Origin of the sequence: Flagellimonas sp. (assembly GCF_965233845.1) — a bacterium.
Classification (GTDB): Bacteria; Bacteroidota; Bacteroidia; order Flavobacteriales; family Flavobacteriaceae; genus Flagellimonas.
In genome coordinates, this window is record NZ_OZ247584.1 from 953,975 (window position 1) to 969,977 (window position 16,003).

15 protein-coding genes and 2 tRNA genes are annotated in these 16,003 nt (G+C 39.8%); 13 read left to right on the top strand and 4 right to left on the bottom strand.

Annotated elements, in window-relative coordinates:
• Nucleotides 1–20: 20 nt before the first annotated feature.
• On the bottom strand, nt 21–1,196 hold the full coding sequence (locus tag ACO6S0_RS04350) for an acetyl-CoA C-acyltransferase (protein ID WP_422350787.1): 1,176 nt from the start codon (nt 1,194–1,196) through the stop codon (nt 21–23).
• Between the two features lie 112 nt (nt 1,197–1,308).
• Between ACO6S0_RS04350 and ACO6S0_RS04355 the strand changes: the two genes are divergently transcribed.
• The 6 genes from ACO6S0_RS04355 (at nt 1,309) to ACO6S0_RS04380 (ending at nt 6,020) form a co-directional block, all read left to right on the top strand.
• Complete coding sequence (locus ACO6S0_RS04355; RefSeq protein ID WP_422350788.1) at nt 1,309–3,345, top strand: HD family phosphohydrolase; 2,037 nt, start codon at nt 1,309–1,311, stop codon at nt 3,343–3,345.
• A gap of 150 nt (nt 3,346–3,495) precedes the next feature.
• A tRNA-Ser gene (locus ACO6S0_RS04360) sits at nt 3,496–3,579 on the top strand.
• A gap of 259 nt (nt 3,580–3,838) precedes the next feature.
• A tRNA-Pro gene (locus ACO6S0_RS04365) sits at nt 3,839–3,913 on the top strand.
• A 221-nt stretch (nt 3,914–4,134) separates the two neighbouring features.
• A complete protein-coding gene (locus tag ACO6S0_RS04370) occupies nt 4,135–5,421 on the top strand; it encodes a site-specific integrase (RefSeq protein WP_422350789.1) in 1,287 nt (428 codons plus the stop codon).
• A gap of 173 nt (nt 5,422–5,594) precedes the next feature.
• On the top strand, nt 5,595–5,723 hold the full coding sequence (locus ACO6S0_RS04375) for a hypothetical protein (protein WP_422350790.1): 129 nt from the start codon (nt 5,595–5,597) through the stop codon (nt 5,721–5,723).
• An 18-nt stretch (nt 5,724–5,741) separates the two neighbouring features.
• On the top strand, nt 5,742–6,020 hold the full coding sequence (locus ACO6S0_RS04380; RefSeq protein ID WP_422350791.1) for a hypothetical protein: 279 nt from the start codon (nt 5,742–5,744) through the stop codon (nt 6,018–6,020).
• Between the two features lie 126 nt (nt 6,021–6,146).
• On the opposite strand, the gene ACO6S0_RS04385 is transcribed toward ACO6S0_RS04380, so the two are convergent.
• Together ACO6S0_RS04385 and ACO6S0_RS04390 are read right to left on the bottom strand one after the other, a co-directional pair.
• Complete coding sequence (locus ACO6S0_RS04385) at nt 6,147–6,350, bottom strand: TraR/DksA family transcriptional regulator (RefSeq protein ID WP_422350792.1); 204 nt, start codon at nt 6,348–6,350, stop codon at nt 6,147–6,149.
• Nucleotides 6,351–6,367: 17 nt separating this feature from the next.
• Complete coding sequence (locus ACO6S0_RS04390; protein ID WP_422350793.1) at nt 6,368–7,864, bottom strand: SulP family inorganic anion transporter; 1,497 nt, start codon at nt 7,862–7,864, stop codon at nt 6,368–6,370.
• 576 nt (nt 7,865–8,440) lie between these two features.
• Between ACO6S0_RS04390 and ACO6S0_RS04395 the strand changes: the two genes are divergently transcribed.
• Genes ACO6S0_RS04395 through ACO6S0_RS04425 form a run of 7 tightly spaced genes read left to right on the top strand, consistent with a single transcriptional unit; the run spans nt 8,441 to nt 15,190 of the window.
• On the top strand, nt 8,441–8,821 hold the full coding sequence (locus tag ACO6S0_RS04395) for a helix-turn-helix domain-containing protein (RefSeq protein WP_422350794.1): 381 nt from the start codon (nt 8,441–8,443) through the stop codon (nt 8,819–8,821).
• A gap of 9 nt (nt 8,822–8,830) precedes the next feature.
• On the top strand, nt 8,831–10,189 hold the full coding sequence (gene dndC / locus ACO6S0_RS04400; protein WP_422350795.1) for a DNA phosphorothioation system sulfurtransferase DndC: 1,359 nt from the start codon (nt 8,831–8,833) through the stop codon (nt 10,187–10,189).
• Complete coding sequence (dndD, locus tag ACO6S0_RS04405) at nt 10,176–12,245, top strand: DNA sulfur modification protein DndD (RefSeq protein ID WP_422350796.1); 2,070 nt, start codon at nt 10,176–10,178, stop codon at nt 12,243–12,245. Before dndC ends, dndD begins: the two co-directional genes overlap by 14 nt.
• Nucleotides 12,238–12,633: a DndE family protein gene (locus ACO6S0_RS04410; RefSeq protein WP_422350797.1), complete on the top strand. Its 396-nt coding sequence runs from the start codon at nt 12,238–12,240 to the stop codon at nt 12,631–12,633. Before dndD ends, ACO6S0_RS04410 begins: the two co-directional genes overlap by 8 nt.
• A 13-nt stretch (nt 12,634–12,646) precedes the next feature.
• A complete protein-coding gene (locus tag ACO6S0_RS04415) occupies nt 12,647–13,762 on the top strand; it encodes a hypothetical protein (RefSeq protein ID WP_422350798.1) in 1,116 nt (371 codons plus the stop codon).
• Nucleotides 13,749–14,705 (top strand): hypothetical protein, encoded by a 957-nt coding sequence (locus ACO6S0_RS04420; RefSeq protein WP_422350799.1) that lies wholly within the window; start codon nt 13,749–13,751, stop codon nt 14,703–14,705. Before ACO6S0_RS04415 ends, ACO6S0_RS04420 begins: the two co-directional genes overlap by 14 nt.
• A gap of 14 nt (nt 14,706–14,719) precedes the next feature.
• Nucleotides 14,720–15,190, top strand: a complete 471-nt coding sequence (locus tag ACO6S0_RS04425; RefSeq protein WP_422350800.1) for an ATP-binding protein — start codon at nt 14,720–14,722, stop codon at nt 15,188–15,190.
• A 70-nt stretch (nt 15,191–15,260) separates the two neighbouring features.
• Here the strand turns inward: ACO6S0_RS04425 and istB are convergent, their stop codons facing one another.
• Nucleotides 15,261–15,998: an IS21-like element helper ATPase IstB gene (istB, locus tag ACO6S0_RS04430; RefSeq protein ID WP_163636633.1), complete on the bottom strand. Its 738-nt coding sequence runs from the start codon at nt 15,996–15,998 to the stop codon at nt 15,261–15,263.
• Nucleotides 15,999–16,003: the final 5 nt, after the last annotated feature.

A 16,003-nucleotide genomic window follows, 5' to 3' on the forward strand; every position in this document is an offset into this window, starting at 1 on the left:
TGCAGGCCTTCTTGAGGATGTTATGCTCTTTCCAATATAATGGCAGAGGCGCCACCACCACCATTGCAAATACCTGCTGCTCCAAGCTTGGCATTGTTTTGTTTCAGGACGTTTAATAAGGTAATGGTGATTCTTGCCCCGGAACAGCCCAAGGGATGACCTAGTGAAACCGCACCACCATTTACATTTACTTTGGAATCGTCAAGGCCCAAGAGTTTCATATTGGCCAAGCCTACCACAGAGAAGGCCTCGTTTACCTCAAAGAAGTCAATATCCTCGATACCTACTCCAGCACGGGCAAGGGCTTTTGGCAATGCCTTTGCAGGAGCAGTTGTGAACCATTTGGGTTCCTGGGCCGCATCAGCATAGGCCTTGATTGTTGCGAGAGGTGTCAAATTTAATTCTGCAGCCTTCTCAGCACTCATAAGAACCACAGCGGCTGCCCCATCATTTATGGTGGATGCATTGGCTGCTGTTACCGTACCTTCCTTGGTAAATGCAGCTCTCAAGGCAGGAATCTTTTCCATTTTTACGTTCTTGTATTCCTCATCCTCTTGCACCACAATAGGTTCACCCCTTCGTTGTGGTACTTCAACAGGAACTACTTCATCAGCAAATTTACCAGCCTTCCAGGCGGCAGCGGAGCGTTCATAAGATTGAATCGCGAAGGCATCCTGGTCTTCACGACTAAAATCATGTTCCACTGCGCAGGCGTCAGCACAGACTCCCATGGCATTCTGGTCATACGCATCAACCAATCCATCCTTTTGCATTCCATCAACAAAACTCGCCGGCCCAAATTTTTGGCCTGTCCGCATATATGCGTAGTGCGGAATTAAACTCATATTTTCCATGCCACCTGCCACTACAATGGAGTTTTCTCCCAATGCAATGGACTGGGCGCCCTGCATAATGGCCTTCATACCGGAAGCACATACCTTATTTACGGTGGTACAGGGTACGGAATCCGGGATGCCCGCATATATAGCGGCTTGTCTGGCAGGTGCTTGTCCCGTTCCCGCCTGTACCACATTTCCCATCAAAACTTCCTCGACCATTTCGGGTTTCAGACCTATTTTATCCAGAGCTCCTTTAATAGCAACTGCACCTAATTTAGGGGCAGGAATACTGGAAAGTGCTCCCATAAAACTTCCAATGGGTGTTCGGGCAGCGGCAACAATGACAACTTTATTCATAAACGTATTTTTCTAGATGCGAAAATACTAAAATTAAATGCAAAGGTCTATGGGTAGAGCTTGATCCAACTTCTTATTATTATTTTCTATTTTTGAGGCAAGAGCAAGGAGAATGGGAAAAACTTTGGACAACGTTTACAAGCATCAATCACTTGCTTACAAGTATTTTCTTTATCTGGTCTCGGTGGCCCTGATCGTGTTTTTCTTTCCGAAGGGAGGTAAGTTCAAGTATGAATTTCAAAAGGGAAAACCTTGGCAGTACGAAAACCTCTATGCTCCCATTGATTTTTCAATAAAAAAAACAACTGAAGAAATTGCCCAAGAGCAGCAATCCCTTCGAGACCATAAAACAGATTATTATACCTATGAAGCTACTATTCCAGATGGAATCAAGGAAAAAGTAGCGCAGCAACTACAAGAATCCTTTAATGGAAGTACCTTGTCCGTCCGACAACAAAATGCGCTCCAGAATTGGGCTTCCCAAGTTATTGACAGCGTTTATGACCTAGGCATTTTCCAAGAATTACCACTGTCCAGTACTGTTCGAGTGGTTAAGAACAATGAGGCTCGTACAGTAATGAGTAACCATTACCTGAATAATGCAAAGGCTAGGATTTTAACATCGAGGTTACTTTCCCAATTACAATTGCCAGGAGATGATAATCTATTGGAAGTCATAAACAATGCATTGGAAGCCAACGTTGTATATGACGAAGCTCTTACAGATAGGGCATTGGAGGATGAACTTTCCAAAATTTCGTTTACAAGAGGAGAGGTTTCTGAAGGAAGGTTGATCATTGCCAAAGGAGAGGTGGTTGAAGCTGAAAACTTCAAAATTCTGGATTCTTTGAAAGCGGAATATGAGTCGGAACTTTGGAGGGGCACCAATTTTTATTTCATTCTCTTGGGGTATACCATTTTGGTGGCCTTGGTACTCATAATGCTTTTCCTGTTCCTGAAAAGGTATCGAGTTGAGATTTTTAAAAATAACAACAAGGTTACCTTCATTTTCGTGAACATCTTATTGATGGTGTTGGCTACAACCTTGATGGTCAAAAACAATGAAAGCTATGTGTTCGTGGTGCCGCTTTGTATCCTTCCCTTGGTGCTCAAGAACTTTTTTGATGCGCGATTGGGGTTGTTTGTCCATGTACTTACCGTTCTAATTTTAGGTTTTGTGGTGCCCAACAGCTTTGAATACATCTTTTTACAAACCATTGCTGGTATTGTCACCATTCTTACCGCATCAGAGCTTTATAAGAGGGCCAATCTTTTTATTTCGGTAGGACAGATAACCCTAATCTATATCATTGGGTATTTTGCATTCCACACCATTCACGAGGGTAATTTGGAGAATATCGAATGGACATTGTTTGGGATATTTATCTTGAACGGATTGCTGACACTTTTTGCCCAACCGTTGATTTATATCTACGAGAAGATATTTGGATTGATCTCGGATGTTTCACTGTTGGAACTTTCCGATACCAACTCCAAATTACTAAAGGAACTTTCGAATAAAGCGCCGGGAACTTTCCATCATTCCTTGCAGGTAGCGAATTTGGCCGAAGCAGCTGCAAACGAGATTGGTGCCAATGCCATGTTGGTTAGGGTAGGAGCCTTGTACCATGATATTGGCAAAATGGAAAACCCCACCTATTTTACTGAAAATCAGATTACCAATGTTAACCCACATGACGATCTACCACCAAAGGAGAGCGCAAAAATTATCATTGACCATGTAATCAAAGGCATTGAGATAGCTAGAAAAAATAAGTTGCCGGATAGGGTAATAGACTTTCTAAGGACCCATCATGGAACCACCTTGGTGTTCTATTTCTTCAAAAAACAGCAAGAATTGGAGGAAGATGTGGATGAAGCCAATTTTAGGTACCCGGGACCTATTCCCTTCTCTAAGGAAACTGCTATTTTGATGATGTCGGATGCGGTGGAAGCTGCTTCCAAGAGTCTAAAGAACCCCACTTTTATGATGATTGATGATTTTGTGGAGAAAATAGTGCGGGGACAGATGCAAGCCAACCAGTTTTTAAATGCAAACATAACATTGAAGGAGATTGAGACGGTGAAGAAAGTGCTGAAGCAAAAATTGACCAATATTTATCATCTGCGGGTGGAGTATCCCGAGTAAAATAGTAATCTTTTAAGTTGGCTTTAAAAAAGTAAAAAAATAGTTGCGATCTTACGGATGAAAGGGTACATTTGCACCCGCTTGAATGACATGGTGCGCTATGTCGGACAGGTTCGCATTTTCAGAGTGCATGTTCATAATAAAATGTTAGGAGAGGTGCCGGAGTGGTAACGGAGCAGATTGCTAATCTGTCGGCGGGTAACTGTCGCCTGGGTTCGAGTCCCAGTCTCTCCGCTTTTTCTTTATACATATATTTGGGGTGCAGTACCGTGTCAAGCACGGCATAAACTCCGCCGGGTTCCCGGTCTATTTTTAAAGGCTGTTTGGATTCTGGAAATTGAAATTTAGGACTTTGACATTTATGTCATTTTTTCGGGGTGTAGTACCTCGACTTAGCTCGGTATAAACTCCGCCCGAGCAGACTGCTCAAAAGTAGTTACCTTTGGAGTTTGCAATTTATTGAATTGAGATTTTCAGTCTTTCGACTGTTTTTCGGGGTGTAGCGTAGCCCGGTTATCGCGCCTGCTTTGGGAGCAGGAGGTCGCAGGTTCGAATCCTGCCACCCCGACAGAAATGGTTTTTTTAACAACAAATTAAACCATAAATTATTGAAAACCAGAAAATTAATTTTTTCTGGTTTTTTTTGTGCCCATCTGAAACCAGGGAGAAAGATGTCCTATAGGGTGTCCTATTTTAATCGGGATGGATTTCGTATCTTGACGTTCATGATTCGATATTTCGTGTGATTTGACTTTCGCTTAACGGATTGTTCCACTAAAAGCGAAACACATGGAAACCTCTAAAACATTCAGTATCAGCTTTTGGCTCAAGAAAACGGCCAAAAGGAAAAACGGGCTGGTTCCCATCTATGCCCGGATCAAGGTCGATGGGATTCCCTCGGACCTCAGTATCAAGCGCACCACTTTGGAAGATCATTGGTGTCCTAAATCAAATAGATTGAACCCAAGGGTAAAGGGGGCAAATGGTATCAACAAGTACCTTGATGATGTCTATGCCAAACTATTGGACTGCCATAGGCAACTGTATTCCGAAGGTATGGTAATCACCTCCAATGCCATTAAACTGCGTTATCTCGGTGAGGATAGGACATTAAGGACTCTTGAAGATATTATCAAGTACCACCGTGAGAAGGAAATGCCAAAACTTGAACCCGGCACTTCTAAGAACTATGGGGCAACGGAAACCTACCTAAAACGGTTCGTAAAGAAAAAGTTCAACTCACAGGACATAAGGCTGTCCTTTATCGATTACACCTTCGTGGTTGAATTTGAGAGCTTTCTTAGAAATTGCCCTCCGATCAATAAAGCCCAGCCACTGACCAACAATGGCATCATGAAGCACATGGAGCGGTTCAAGAAATTGGTGGGCATTGCCTTCAAGTTCAGGTGCATCCCCCAAAACCCCTTCAACCAGTACAACATGAAGTTTGTGGATTACGACAGTGATTTTTTGGAAGAGGCCGAAATTCAACGCTTGGCTTCTGTTGAAATCAAGGATAGCGGCAAGGGCATTGTAAAGGATATTTTTCTTTTTGCATGTTATACGGGCCTCAGCTATATTGAGGTCAAACTCCTCAAACGGGGCGATATTGTAACGGGTATCGATGGTGAAGAGTGGATCAATGTCAAACGCAAAAAGACCAAGACCCCAGTGAGGGTTCCACTGCTATCCCAGGCTAAGGGGATATTGGATAAGTATTCGGATTTTCCCGATGTTAAAAATGGGCATACCCTTTTACCGGTCTATTCCAATCAAAAAGTAAACAAATATCTAAAAATTATTGCAAGCAATGCCGGAATCAAAAAGCACCTGACCTTTCATGTGGCCAGGCACACTTTTGCGACCACTATTACCCTGATGAACAATGTGCCCTTGGAAACGGTATCCAAGCTATTGGGGCACACCAAACTTTCTACGACCCAAAAGTATGCTAGGGTTGTGGAGAAGAAGATAAGCAAGGATATGGCACAGTTAAAATCTGTTCTGGAAACAAACGAAAAGAAAGAAGTAGTAAATGGCGAGCGAACTGTGGCCAACCTACGGATCGTCAGATAACATTTAATAGCTTAACCAATATCATCGAAAGCTAAGCCCGCAAAAGTTTGTCGGACAAGGGACGGCATAAAGCCGCTCCTTTGTCCCTTTTTATTCCGTTTCCTTGCCGCTCCAAAATTTTGTCTACCACTTGTTCCATGCTCAAATATTGTTTAATTAAAAATTCATTTAACATGGAAACAAAAACAAAAGAGACCGGAACCAAGAAAACGGCAACAAGACAAAAAGCATCCAACAAGGATGTCAAGGACCAACTGACCAAGGAAGCCACTGGTAACGCCAATGGTACTGAAAAGTCCTAAGAAGGCAAGGCGCCAGTAGTGGTTCCCGAGGTCAGCATCGACAACCGGATCCAGAAGTTTGAGAAGTTGAAGGGGCTTGCCACGAACAGGGAACGCTTGAACCAGACCCTTGGAGAACTCACCAAGTTCAACTACAACCAGGACGGTTCCAGTTCGTTCTACATCAGGGATTCCCATGGTCTGGAGTTCAAGACCACCAACAGCAATCTCATCAATTTGGTGACCACCCAATTGCAGAAGACCTTGGAGCAACGAAAGTCGGAGTTTGAGCAGGAGATCCTAGCATTTGAACTGTAATAGGTCCAAAAACCTTAAAGCCCATCCGAATTATCGGATGGGCTATTTTTTTGTCAGACCCAACGATCAGTTTATAATTGGATCAGGGTTTGGTACTGGACTTTGTATCATTTAGACCAGCTTATTTTAAAAGGCACAATGCACACAGAGCACGCTTTCCGGCATGACCATGAGCTTCCCTTCCTGGATGGGCTGCTTACAGTTTCGGCAAATCCAAAAATCGGGGTCATCGATCTTATCTAAGACCGACAACAATTTTTTATAACGGAATTCCGCTTCCCTTAAGGCTGCATCGCTCACGTTCTCTAAAAACTTGACCTTGTCCTTCATTGCCCAAAAGTATTGTTCTAATCTATCAAGTTCAGGTTAATCATTTTGTCTGCCTTGATCAACAGCTTGTGGCTAGCGCTCGATAGGTTGGTGATATAGACCTTTTTGTCCACTTTGTGGTACCGTTCGGTCAGTTTGTTCACCGCTTCGATGGCGGACATGTCCACGATACGGCTTTCCCTGAAGTCGATGATGATCTCTTCGGGGTCATTGAGCACATCGAACTTTTCATTGAACATCTTAATGGAACCAAAGAAGAGGGGACCGTAAATTTCGTAATGCTTGATGCCTTTTTCGTCGATTCGCTTTCTGGCACGGATACGCTTGGCATTCCCCCATGCATAGACCAGCGCCGATATCACGACCCCTATCAAAACGGCAAGAGCCAAGTTGTGCAGGAATACCGTGACGAGTATTACGATGACCATGACGATGATATCCGAAATAGGGTATTTGTCCAGTACTTTAAAACTTACCCATTCGAAAGTTCCGATGGCCACCATGATCATCAGCCCGGTCAAGGCCGCCATGGGCACTTTCTCTATGACGCCAGCCCCGAACATGATAAAGAGGAGCAGGGCCACGGCGGCAATAATCCCTGATAGACGTGCACGCGCCCCGTTGGATATATTGATCAAACTTTGTCCCAACATGGCACATCCGCCCATTCCAGAGAACAGTCCAGAGGCGATATTCGCCACCCCTTGTGCAGCGGCCTCCTTGTTGGTACGCCCCCTGGTCTCGGTGATCTCATCGATGAGCTCCAAGGTCAATAGGCTCTCGATCAACCCGACCCAGGCCACTATGGCTGCATAGGGAAATATCAGTTTCAGGGTCTCCCAGGTAAAGGGAATGTCTGGGATATGGAACGGGGGAAACCCTCCTTTTATGGAGGCGATGTCCCCAACGGTCTTGGTATCTATACCAAAAACCACCACAGCCCCAAAGACCACCAATATGGCGGCCAGGGAGGCCGGAAAGGCCTTCGTAATTTTCGGTAGTCCCCAAATAATGAGCATGGTCAAAAGGACAAGGCCTAGGATGATATAGAGTGCACTGCCCGTTAGCCAATCCCCAGAAGGGTCCTTGAACTGATCCAACTGGGACATGAAGATAATGATGGCCAGCCCGTTCACAAACCCATATACCACGGGCAAGGGCACCAAGCGCATCAGCGTACCCAGTCTCAATGTTCCGGCAAGCACCTGAAGGATACCGGCCAGTACCACGGTGGCGAACACATACTCTACACCATGACTGTTCGCCAAAGCAACGATGACCACAGCGACGGCACCGGTAGCACCCGAGATCATTCCGGGCCTACCTCCCAAGATGGAGGTCACCAGGCCCATGACAAAGGCGGCGTACAGCCCGACCAAAGGAGAAAGACCTGCGATCATAGCGAAGGCAACAGCTTCAGGTACCAACGCAAAGGCCACGGTAAGGCCTGAAAGAACCTCTGTTCTATAATTGACTTTCTGTTTAAAATCAAACAGTTTTAGATATTGTTTCATGATAAGGTTTAGGATATTAGCCCAAAAGGGGTGTTATGGTTAATGGTGAAAAGATTGAATAAAAAAAGGATAGGCTTAAATGGTTCCATCGGAACCTGGGACAAAAAATCAGGGCGGGGTCGCCACTGGCAATACAAATTGATATGTTGATTTAGTTTTGTCCAACTTTTAAAGAAATCGCGAAATTAAGAAAATTTAAGGGTTCCTACAAGCCTGAACAAGCATTTTAAACCGTTTTATGTTCAAGGAAAGAAAGTAAAATGCAAATGGAGCTGAGAAAGTGAAAGTAACTAAGGCAAGGGTAGAGGTCACAGAGGTCAGTATATTAATACACGTATCCAGAAGTTTCCAAAGTTGTTTGCCCTGACCACCAACGGCAATCTCATTAATTTGGTGACCAATCAATTGCAGAAGACCCTGGAGGAACGAAAGTCTGAGTTTGAGCAGGAGATTCTATCATTCGAACTGTAATAGGTTTAATTATCTAAAAGCCCATCCGATTAATCGGATGGGTTATTTTTTTGGTTAATGGGTTATTTTTGTTAAAAAACATCTTAACAACTTCGTTAAAATAACATGCAATTAATTATACCAAGCAGAATAAAATTTATATTTTGTTCAAAATTTGTCAAGCCATCTTTTGAACATATATTGATGATGATTGGGAAGCATATCAGGGAATTACGTGAAGACAAGGGCATGCTACTAAGAGAACTAGCAGCAATACTTAAGATTGATGCAGCTATGTTGAGCAAAATGGAGAGAGGAAAGCGACCTTTTAGAGAAGAAGACCTTGAAATACTTTCAAATGCATTAAACGAAAGTAAAGAGGAATTATACACAAAGTGGCTTGCAGATAAGGCATTAAGAGCAACAAACTATGAGCATTTTCAATCTAAAGCACTCGAATTGGCCTTATCGATTTGTATTAATGATAAACTAAACTACCCAGATTAAGGGCGATATATGTCTAAAAAAATTGAAAGAATAATTGACGAAATCGTTGATGAATACGCATACTCGAAAAATTTAAAAAGACCTTGGATTATTGGATTTAGTGGAGGGAAGGATTCAACTGTATTGTTGACGTTAGTATGGAAAGCTCTTGAAAAAGTAAGAAAACTACCAACCCCATTTCAATTAAAACGACCAGTTTATGTAGTATGCAATGATACGCTTGTGGAAAATCCAGTAATATCATCTTATGTAGATAATGTATTGGAAAAAATAGAAGTTGCTGCCAGGGAACAAAATCTACCTATCATTGTAAAAAAGACAGCACCCCTCCTTGAAGAAACCTTTTGGGTAAATGTACTGGGCAAAGGTTATCCTGTGCCTAACAATTCATTTAGATGGTGCACAGATAAATTAAAAATTCGCCCAACTTCAAATTTCTTGACAGAACAAGTAGATAAAGTTGGAGAGGCCATTGTATTATTAGGCACAAGATATGAAGAAAGTGCTTCCCGAGAACGTTCAATGAAAAAACATGAAATTGAAGGTCAAAGACTTTCAAAGCATCAGACAGGCGTTAACACCTATGTTTATGCTCCTATAAAGGAGTTGATGTTGGAAGAAGTCTGGTACATCATCAATAAATTCGATTCGCCGTGGGGATTTGACAATTCGATATTGTTTCAAATATATGCTGATGCTAGTGCTGATGATTACGAATGTCCGACCGTTGTAGTTAACAAAGAACATTCTTCTTGTGGTCAATCCCGTTTTGGTTGCTGGACTTGTACCGTTGTAAAAAAGGACAAGTCAATGTCCGCTTTGATTGAAAATGGCAAGCATTGGATGAAGCCTTTGCTGGACTATAGAAATAGCCTAGTTGAAGAAAGAAACATACACGAAAACAGAATGCCCGAGCGCAGGGATGGTAGGCCCGCAATTCGTGAAGATGAGACAAATTGGGGGCCATATTGGCCAGAATATAGATATCGTAAATTGAAGGAACTCTTGCTTATTCAAAAAGAAATTCAAAAAGAGCGCCCTCACATTTATCTCATAACAAACCAGGAACTTATTGCAATTCAGGTAAACTGGAATAGAGATCTCTATTTTGAAAATAATGTCGGTGATCTATATCGAGAAATTTTTGATAAAGATATCAGTACAAAAAGCAGTAAGGCTCTAAACAATACTGAAAAGCGTATTTTAAAAGAGGTCTGTGAAGATGACCTTTCATATTTTCATCTTATTGACAATCTAATTGCCCTACAAGAAACAAAAACATTATTGGTGACCAAATATGGTCTACATAATGATATTGAACGTAGAATTGAACGTTTCGTAAATCCCAAGGAATATGAAAATAAGTAGGATAGTTTTACATAATTTTAGAATTTACAAAGGTGAAAATATAATTTCCTTTGGCCCTTTTTCCAACAAGAATATCAATATAATCTCAGGAAAGAATGGATATGGAAAAACGACTCTTTTAACTTCACTGCTTTGGGCTTTTTATGGTAAATTAATTGCCCAAGTTGAAGATAAATACCGTGTTGATATCAGAAATGTTGGTGGATATGAAGCCTATTTGCAAACCTTTTTGAACCGAGACCTTAATGCACTGCCAATAGAAGATTCTGACAAATCATTTTCGGTAACAATTGAGTTACGGGATATAGCAATTCCAGCATTGACTTGTGAAACTATAACCGTTATAAGGAGTTATAATTTAGATTCGAAAGAAGAAAAATTAAATATCCTTATCGATGGAATTGAGAACGAGCTGACCAAAGAAGTGGGGTATGATTTATTTATAAACGATTTTATATTGCCTCGGGAAATTGCAAAGTTTTTCTTTTTTGATGCCGAAAAAATAGTCTCGTTAGCCGAAGCACAAACAAAAGACGAATTACGAAGCTTAAACCGTGCCTATTCAGAGGTTTTAGGAATTAAAAAGTATGAAGAGCTCAAGAAAAATCTGGAATCACTTTTAACAAAATTAAGGCGTCAAGGAATATCAGAAAAAGAAAAAATCAAATTAGATGAGCTTATTAAAAAAGAACAAAGTTCTTCTGAACTTCTCGCCTACAATTTGGAACAACAGCAACAAAACAGGGAAGAACTAACCAATTTACGAAGTAAAGTCAATGTACTCCAGGAAAAACTTATACGAGAAGGAAATGCAATTACATTAGAAGAGTTGGCAGCTCTCAAAAAAGAACGAACTCAACTTCAGAAAGAGTCTGTTAGTATTAAATCAGAACTTAATCAGATTTTAGAATTGGCACCATTGGTTATTGCTGGAAATCAACTTAAAAAACTTAATGAGCAGATTGAAAAGGAACATACTGAGGAGTACGTATCAACTGATTTGTTAAAACGAGAATTGAGCGAATTTTCAAATTCTGTATTGGCTAAAATTAATGAAGCAGAGATAAACGATAAAACTTTAATTTCTAAGATACTTGAAAATTCTATTTCGGAGCGCTTTAAGTCAAATACCATAAATACCGAAATACTTGTATCATTTTCCGAAGAACAGTACAGAGATTTTAAATCACTCTATAAAAATTTGTCTACAACATATTCAGAACAGTTACAGTCCATTGTTCAAAGAGAGAAGAACAATAGAGTCTTGTTGACAAGAATCCAAAATGAGATTAGACAAGCAGAGGCTAGAAAGGATAATCACTTGGCAAAAAAACTTAGAGAGGAAAGAGATTTAAATACTAGATTAATCAACGATTTGATCGAAAAGGAAAATGCTCTACTAATAGAACAGGGAAAGCTTACTGCCCAAAATAACTCTGATAAAAAGCAAATTTCTGAATTGGATAAAAAATTCAAGTTAGTGGATGTGGATAATAGGAAAGCAGCAACTACTAATAAATTGTTAGTAAAAATTAATGAGCTTATACTTAAGATAAAGGAAGAAAAAAAATATACGCTTCAAAAGGCCTTAAAGCTCAGTCTTAATAAGTTAATGCACAAAGATAACTTCATAGATGATGTTAAAGTCAATATTGATAAAGATATTATGGATATAGTGCTGTTTGATGAAAATGAGCAATTGATTAAAAAAGACTCACTTTCTAAAGGAGAACAGCAACTCTATGCTACTGCTTTGTTGAAAGCGTTGGTTGATGAATCGGGAATTTCGTTTCCGGTTTTTATTGACAGTCCACTTCAAAAGTTTGACAAACAACACTCAAAGCGTGTGATTCAAGAGTTTTACCCATTTATTTCTGAACAAGTTGTACTGTTGCCTTTACTTCAGAAAGAGTTGAACGAAGAAGAATTCAACCTTTTGAAACCCAACTTGCACAAAACCTTTGAAATCATTAATGTAGACAGAAATAGTTCTACAATTGAAGAAATTGAATATATGCCAGACTTTAAGTCTCTTAAATCTGAATCTTATGTTTAAGCAGATTAAAACAAGTAAAGCAAATAAGGAAGTTGTATCACAACTTTCTAGAAAACTTAATCTAGGGAAAGAAAATGTTATTGCCCGAATAGCACTAACCTATTCCTTGAGCAAGGGTAGAAAAATGAACTTAGATAGTGCAAAGGACGCAGGCGGCAAAGAATATTCCAAGTCTGTATTATTTGGTAATTATGAACATATTTATGTAGGGCTCATTTGTACAAATTACAATTTATATAGAACCGATAAAAGCTTGCCGAAATATATTAAAATGCATATTGATGATGGCTTGGAACTTCTCGATAATGAAATAAAAAAGAATCCAAATTTTGATGGATTTGACTTTTTGATTGATAAGATAGGTAGTGGTCTAAAGTCAATTAGCTAACACTCTAGGAAAAATGGCACAAGAATTTAAAAAAATCAATATTTCCGACTTAAAGCTGGATGCCGATAATCCGAGACTTCCTAGGTCAACTCAGCAAAGAACTAAAAAAGAAAAAGATAAAGCCGAAGAAATTATAATAGAGTTTATGCTTCTTGAAGCGGCAACCCTAGAATTAATGATGGCAATAGGTGAGAATGATTACTTTGCTGGAGAGCAATTACTTGTTGTTGAAGATAAAGAGGAAAAAGGAAAGTACATTGTAATTGAAGGAAATCGCCGACTAACAGCAGTCAAATTATTGTCCAATCCTGAACTAGCCAAGGTAAAAAAAGAAAGTTTGAAAAAAATCTGTGCTGAAGCAGATTACAAACCAACTGAAATACCTTGTTTAATTTTTGAGAAAAAAGAAAATATCCTTAAATATCTTGGCTTCCGACATATTACCGGCATAAAGTCTTGGCGCCTATTGGAAAAAGCTAGGTATTTAAATGATTTAAAAGCACAGGAGTTTAAAGGTGTTGGCTTTGGACAAGCCTGTAGAGATATTGCTAAAATGATTGGTAGTTCATCAAGTTACATTAGAAGACTTCTCACTGGTTTAAGACTTTATAAAAAAGTTGAAGATGAAGGATTTTACAAGATTGATGGATTGAATGACACAAAGTTCCATCTTAATTATTTTGTAGATGCCCTAAATAAAGAGCATTTAAGAAAATTTATTGGTGTTGATTTTAATTCTGACAAGCCCGTTGAAAAGCTTAAGCCTGATAACCTTAAAACAATAACACATTGGTGGTTTGAAAAAACAGAAGGACAACCACGTGTATTGGGTGATAGCAAAGGTTTAAAAAAATTAGATGCTGTGGTTAGTAACGATGTTGCACTAAAAGCTTTTAAGGACCAAGGTGCAACTATTGATGAAGCCTATGATTTAACTGGTGAAATTGACATACGATTTAGAAAGGAAATCGAAAAATCTCTGGCATCCTTAACTAGGGCCGATATTTATTCAACTAAAGTAAAGGACTTTTACAGTGAGATGTACGAAGATTTAAGAACTATTAGAGAAATTACGTCAAAGATTAGAGATTATCAACGGCAAAGAGAAAATAGAGATGATGACTTTTGAAGAAAAACTTTCTGAAAGTATAGAAAGTTTCTTCAATTTGGATAAACCAGACTATACTGAAAATAAAAAAAATCTATACGCAGATTTTATCGAACTTATTTCGCTCTTCTCGAATACCGATGGAACGAGTTTTGGTGATGTTTTGGATAGATTTTTCGGCACAAAAGATTATAATAGTGCAAAGCAAAGGGATACGGACGAAGCTTGGCTTATTGAAATATTCACCATTTTAGAACAACGTACAAGATTATATTCTGATGACTATCCTTTCACTTTAGATGAAAATGAAGTCTTAATGATTAGGCCTAATTTGAATTGGAAGAATAAACTATACTTGGGTATGCTTATATCTTCCAAGCTCAATATTTTTAAAGGTTTCAGACCAGACCTTACAAGCGAATTCGAGACTATTTCCTACTATGTTTTAAAAAACTTTTTATCCGCAAAATCAATTGTAAAAGAGTTTGGAAAAAACACCTCATATAATGGCAATGCAAAAGAGAAAATTAGGAAGCTTGCTTCAGACCTTGGACTTAAAATTGACGAAGATGAATTAGAGGGTATATCGGAAAGAAACAATCAAGAAAGAGGTTTAGATATTATAGGGTGGTTTCCATTTGATGACCGTTGTATGAATCAGCTAGTTTATTTGGCGCAATGCGCTTGTGGTAAGGATACCGAGTCAAAATATCACGATACCCGTAGATTTGAGAACTATCTAAAATTTTATAAGACCAAACCTCAACATATAATGTTCGTTCCCTATTCCCTAATAGACACTTTTAAGAATAAGTTTTACCACTCTGATTTGATTGAAAATGATTTTCTGATTTTTGAAAGGAAGCGAATTCTTAGTCTTTTTGAAGAACAAGATACTTTTCTAGCTCTAGAAATGGCCAAGGTTGTAAATGGTTGTGTTGAACATCAAGCCGATATTGTCTAACCTAAAATTATACTTTGAAGTCAAAATTACCAGATGAAATATCAGCTATACCATCCAAGAGAATCTATCTCTCGATAATTGCTGATTATCATCTTGATTTAGCACTTTGCGAGCTTATTGACAATGCTATTGACAACTGGATTTTTAATGGTAGAATTCAAGAGTTATGTATAGAGATTGACCTGGACTATGAACAACAATCCATAACCGTAAAGGACAACAGTGGAGGCATTAAAGAAGAGGATTTGCCCTTAATTGTCGGACCAGGGCAATCAAGAGAAAATGAAAGTAAAGAAATAATTGGTGTTTTTGGAGTTGGCTCTAAACGTGCTGTGGTCGCTTTATCCAAAGAAATCAAAATATATTCTAGGTTTAAAGATTCCAAAACACTTTTAGTGGAGATTGATGATGATTGGGTTCAAGATGAAGATAATTGGGATTTGTCTGTATTTGTGGTTGATGATTGGATAAGCCGGGTAAACTGACCCACCTTCGCCGGATAAAACTGACCATAGCAAACGAACTGCCCAGATTTGATCTATCCTTGGGTTAAACTTAGTTTTTATTTTTTAATTTTCTTCTCATCGATTCTCCTTTTATATCTATTCTGTGAGCTGTATGCACCAAACGGTCGAGGATGGCATCGGCCAGTGTTCTCTCCCCGATAATGTCGTGCCACTTTGATACGGGCAATTGTGATGCTATTATAGTGGATTTTTTGCCGTGCCTGTCCTCGATGATCTCCATAAGTGCATGCCTATTGATGTTGTCCAATGGCTTAAGGCCGAAGTCATCCAAGATGAGCAGGTCCTGTTTTTCAAGTTTGCTTATCTGCTTTGGATAGGAACCGTCGGCCTTTGATGTCTTGAGCAGGGTAAAGAGCTTTGCGGTATTGAAGTACATTGTTTTTGATCCCATGGAACAGGCCTGGTGGCCGATGGCCGATGCCAGGTAACTTTTGCCCACGCCGGTACTACCGGTAATAAGTATGTTCTCCCTTTTTTGGATGAACCCGCAGGAACCGAGCCGCCGGACCAGGTTCTTGTCCAGTTGGCGCGACGGTCGGTAGTCGATGGCCTCCATGACGGCCGTATACCTGAACCTTGCGGACTTGGTCAATCGCTCTATCCTACGGTTATGGCGGTCGTCCCATTCGTTCTGGACGAGATAGGCAATGAGTTCGTCATTGGTATAGTCGGTATCGGCACCTCCGGTTTCCATTGTTGTTGCAAAGGCCCTGTGCATTCCATAGAGCCTCATTTCTTTCATCAATTGCATTGTTTTTTCGTTCATATGTC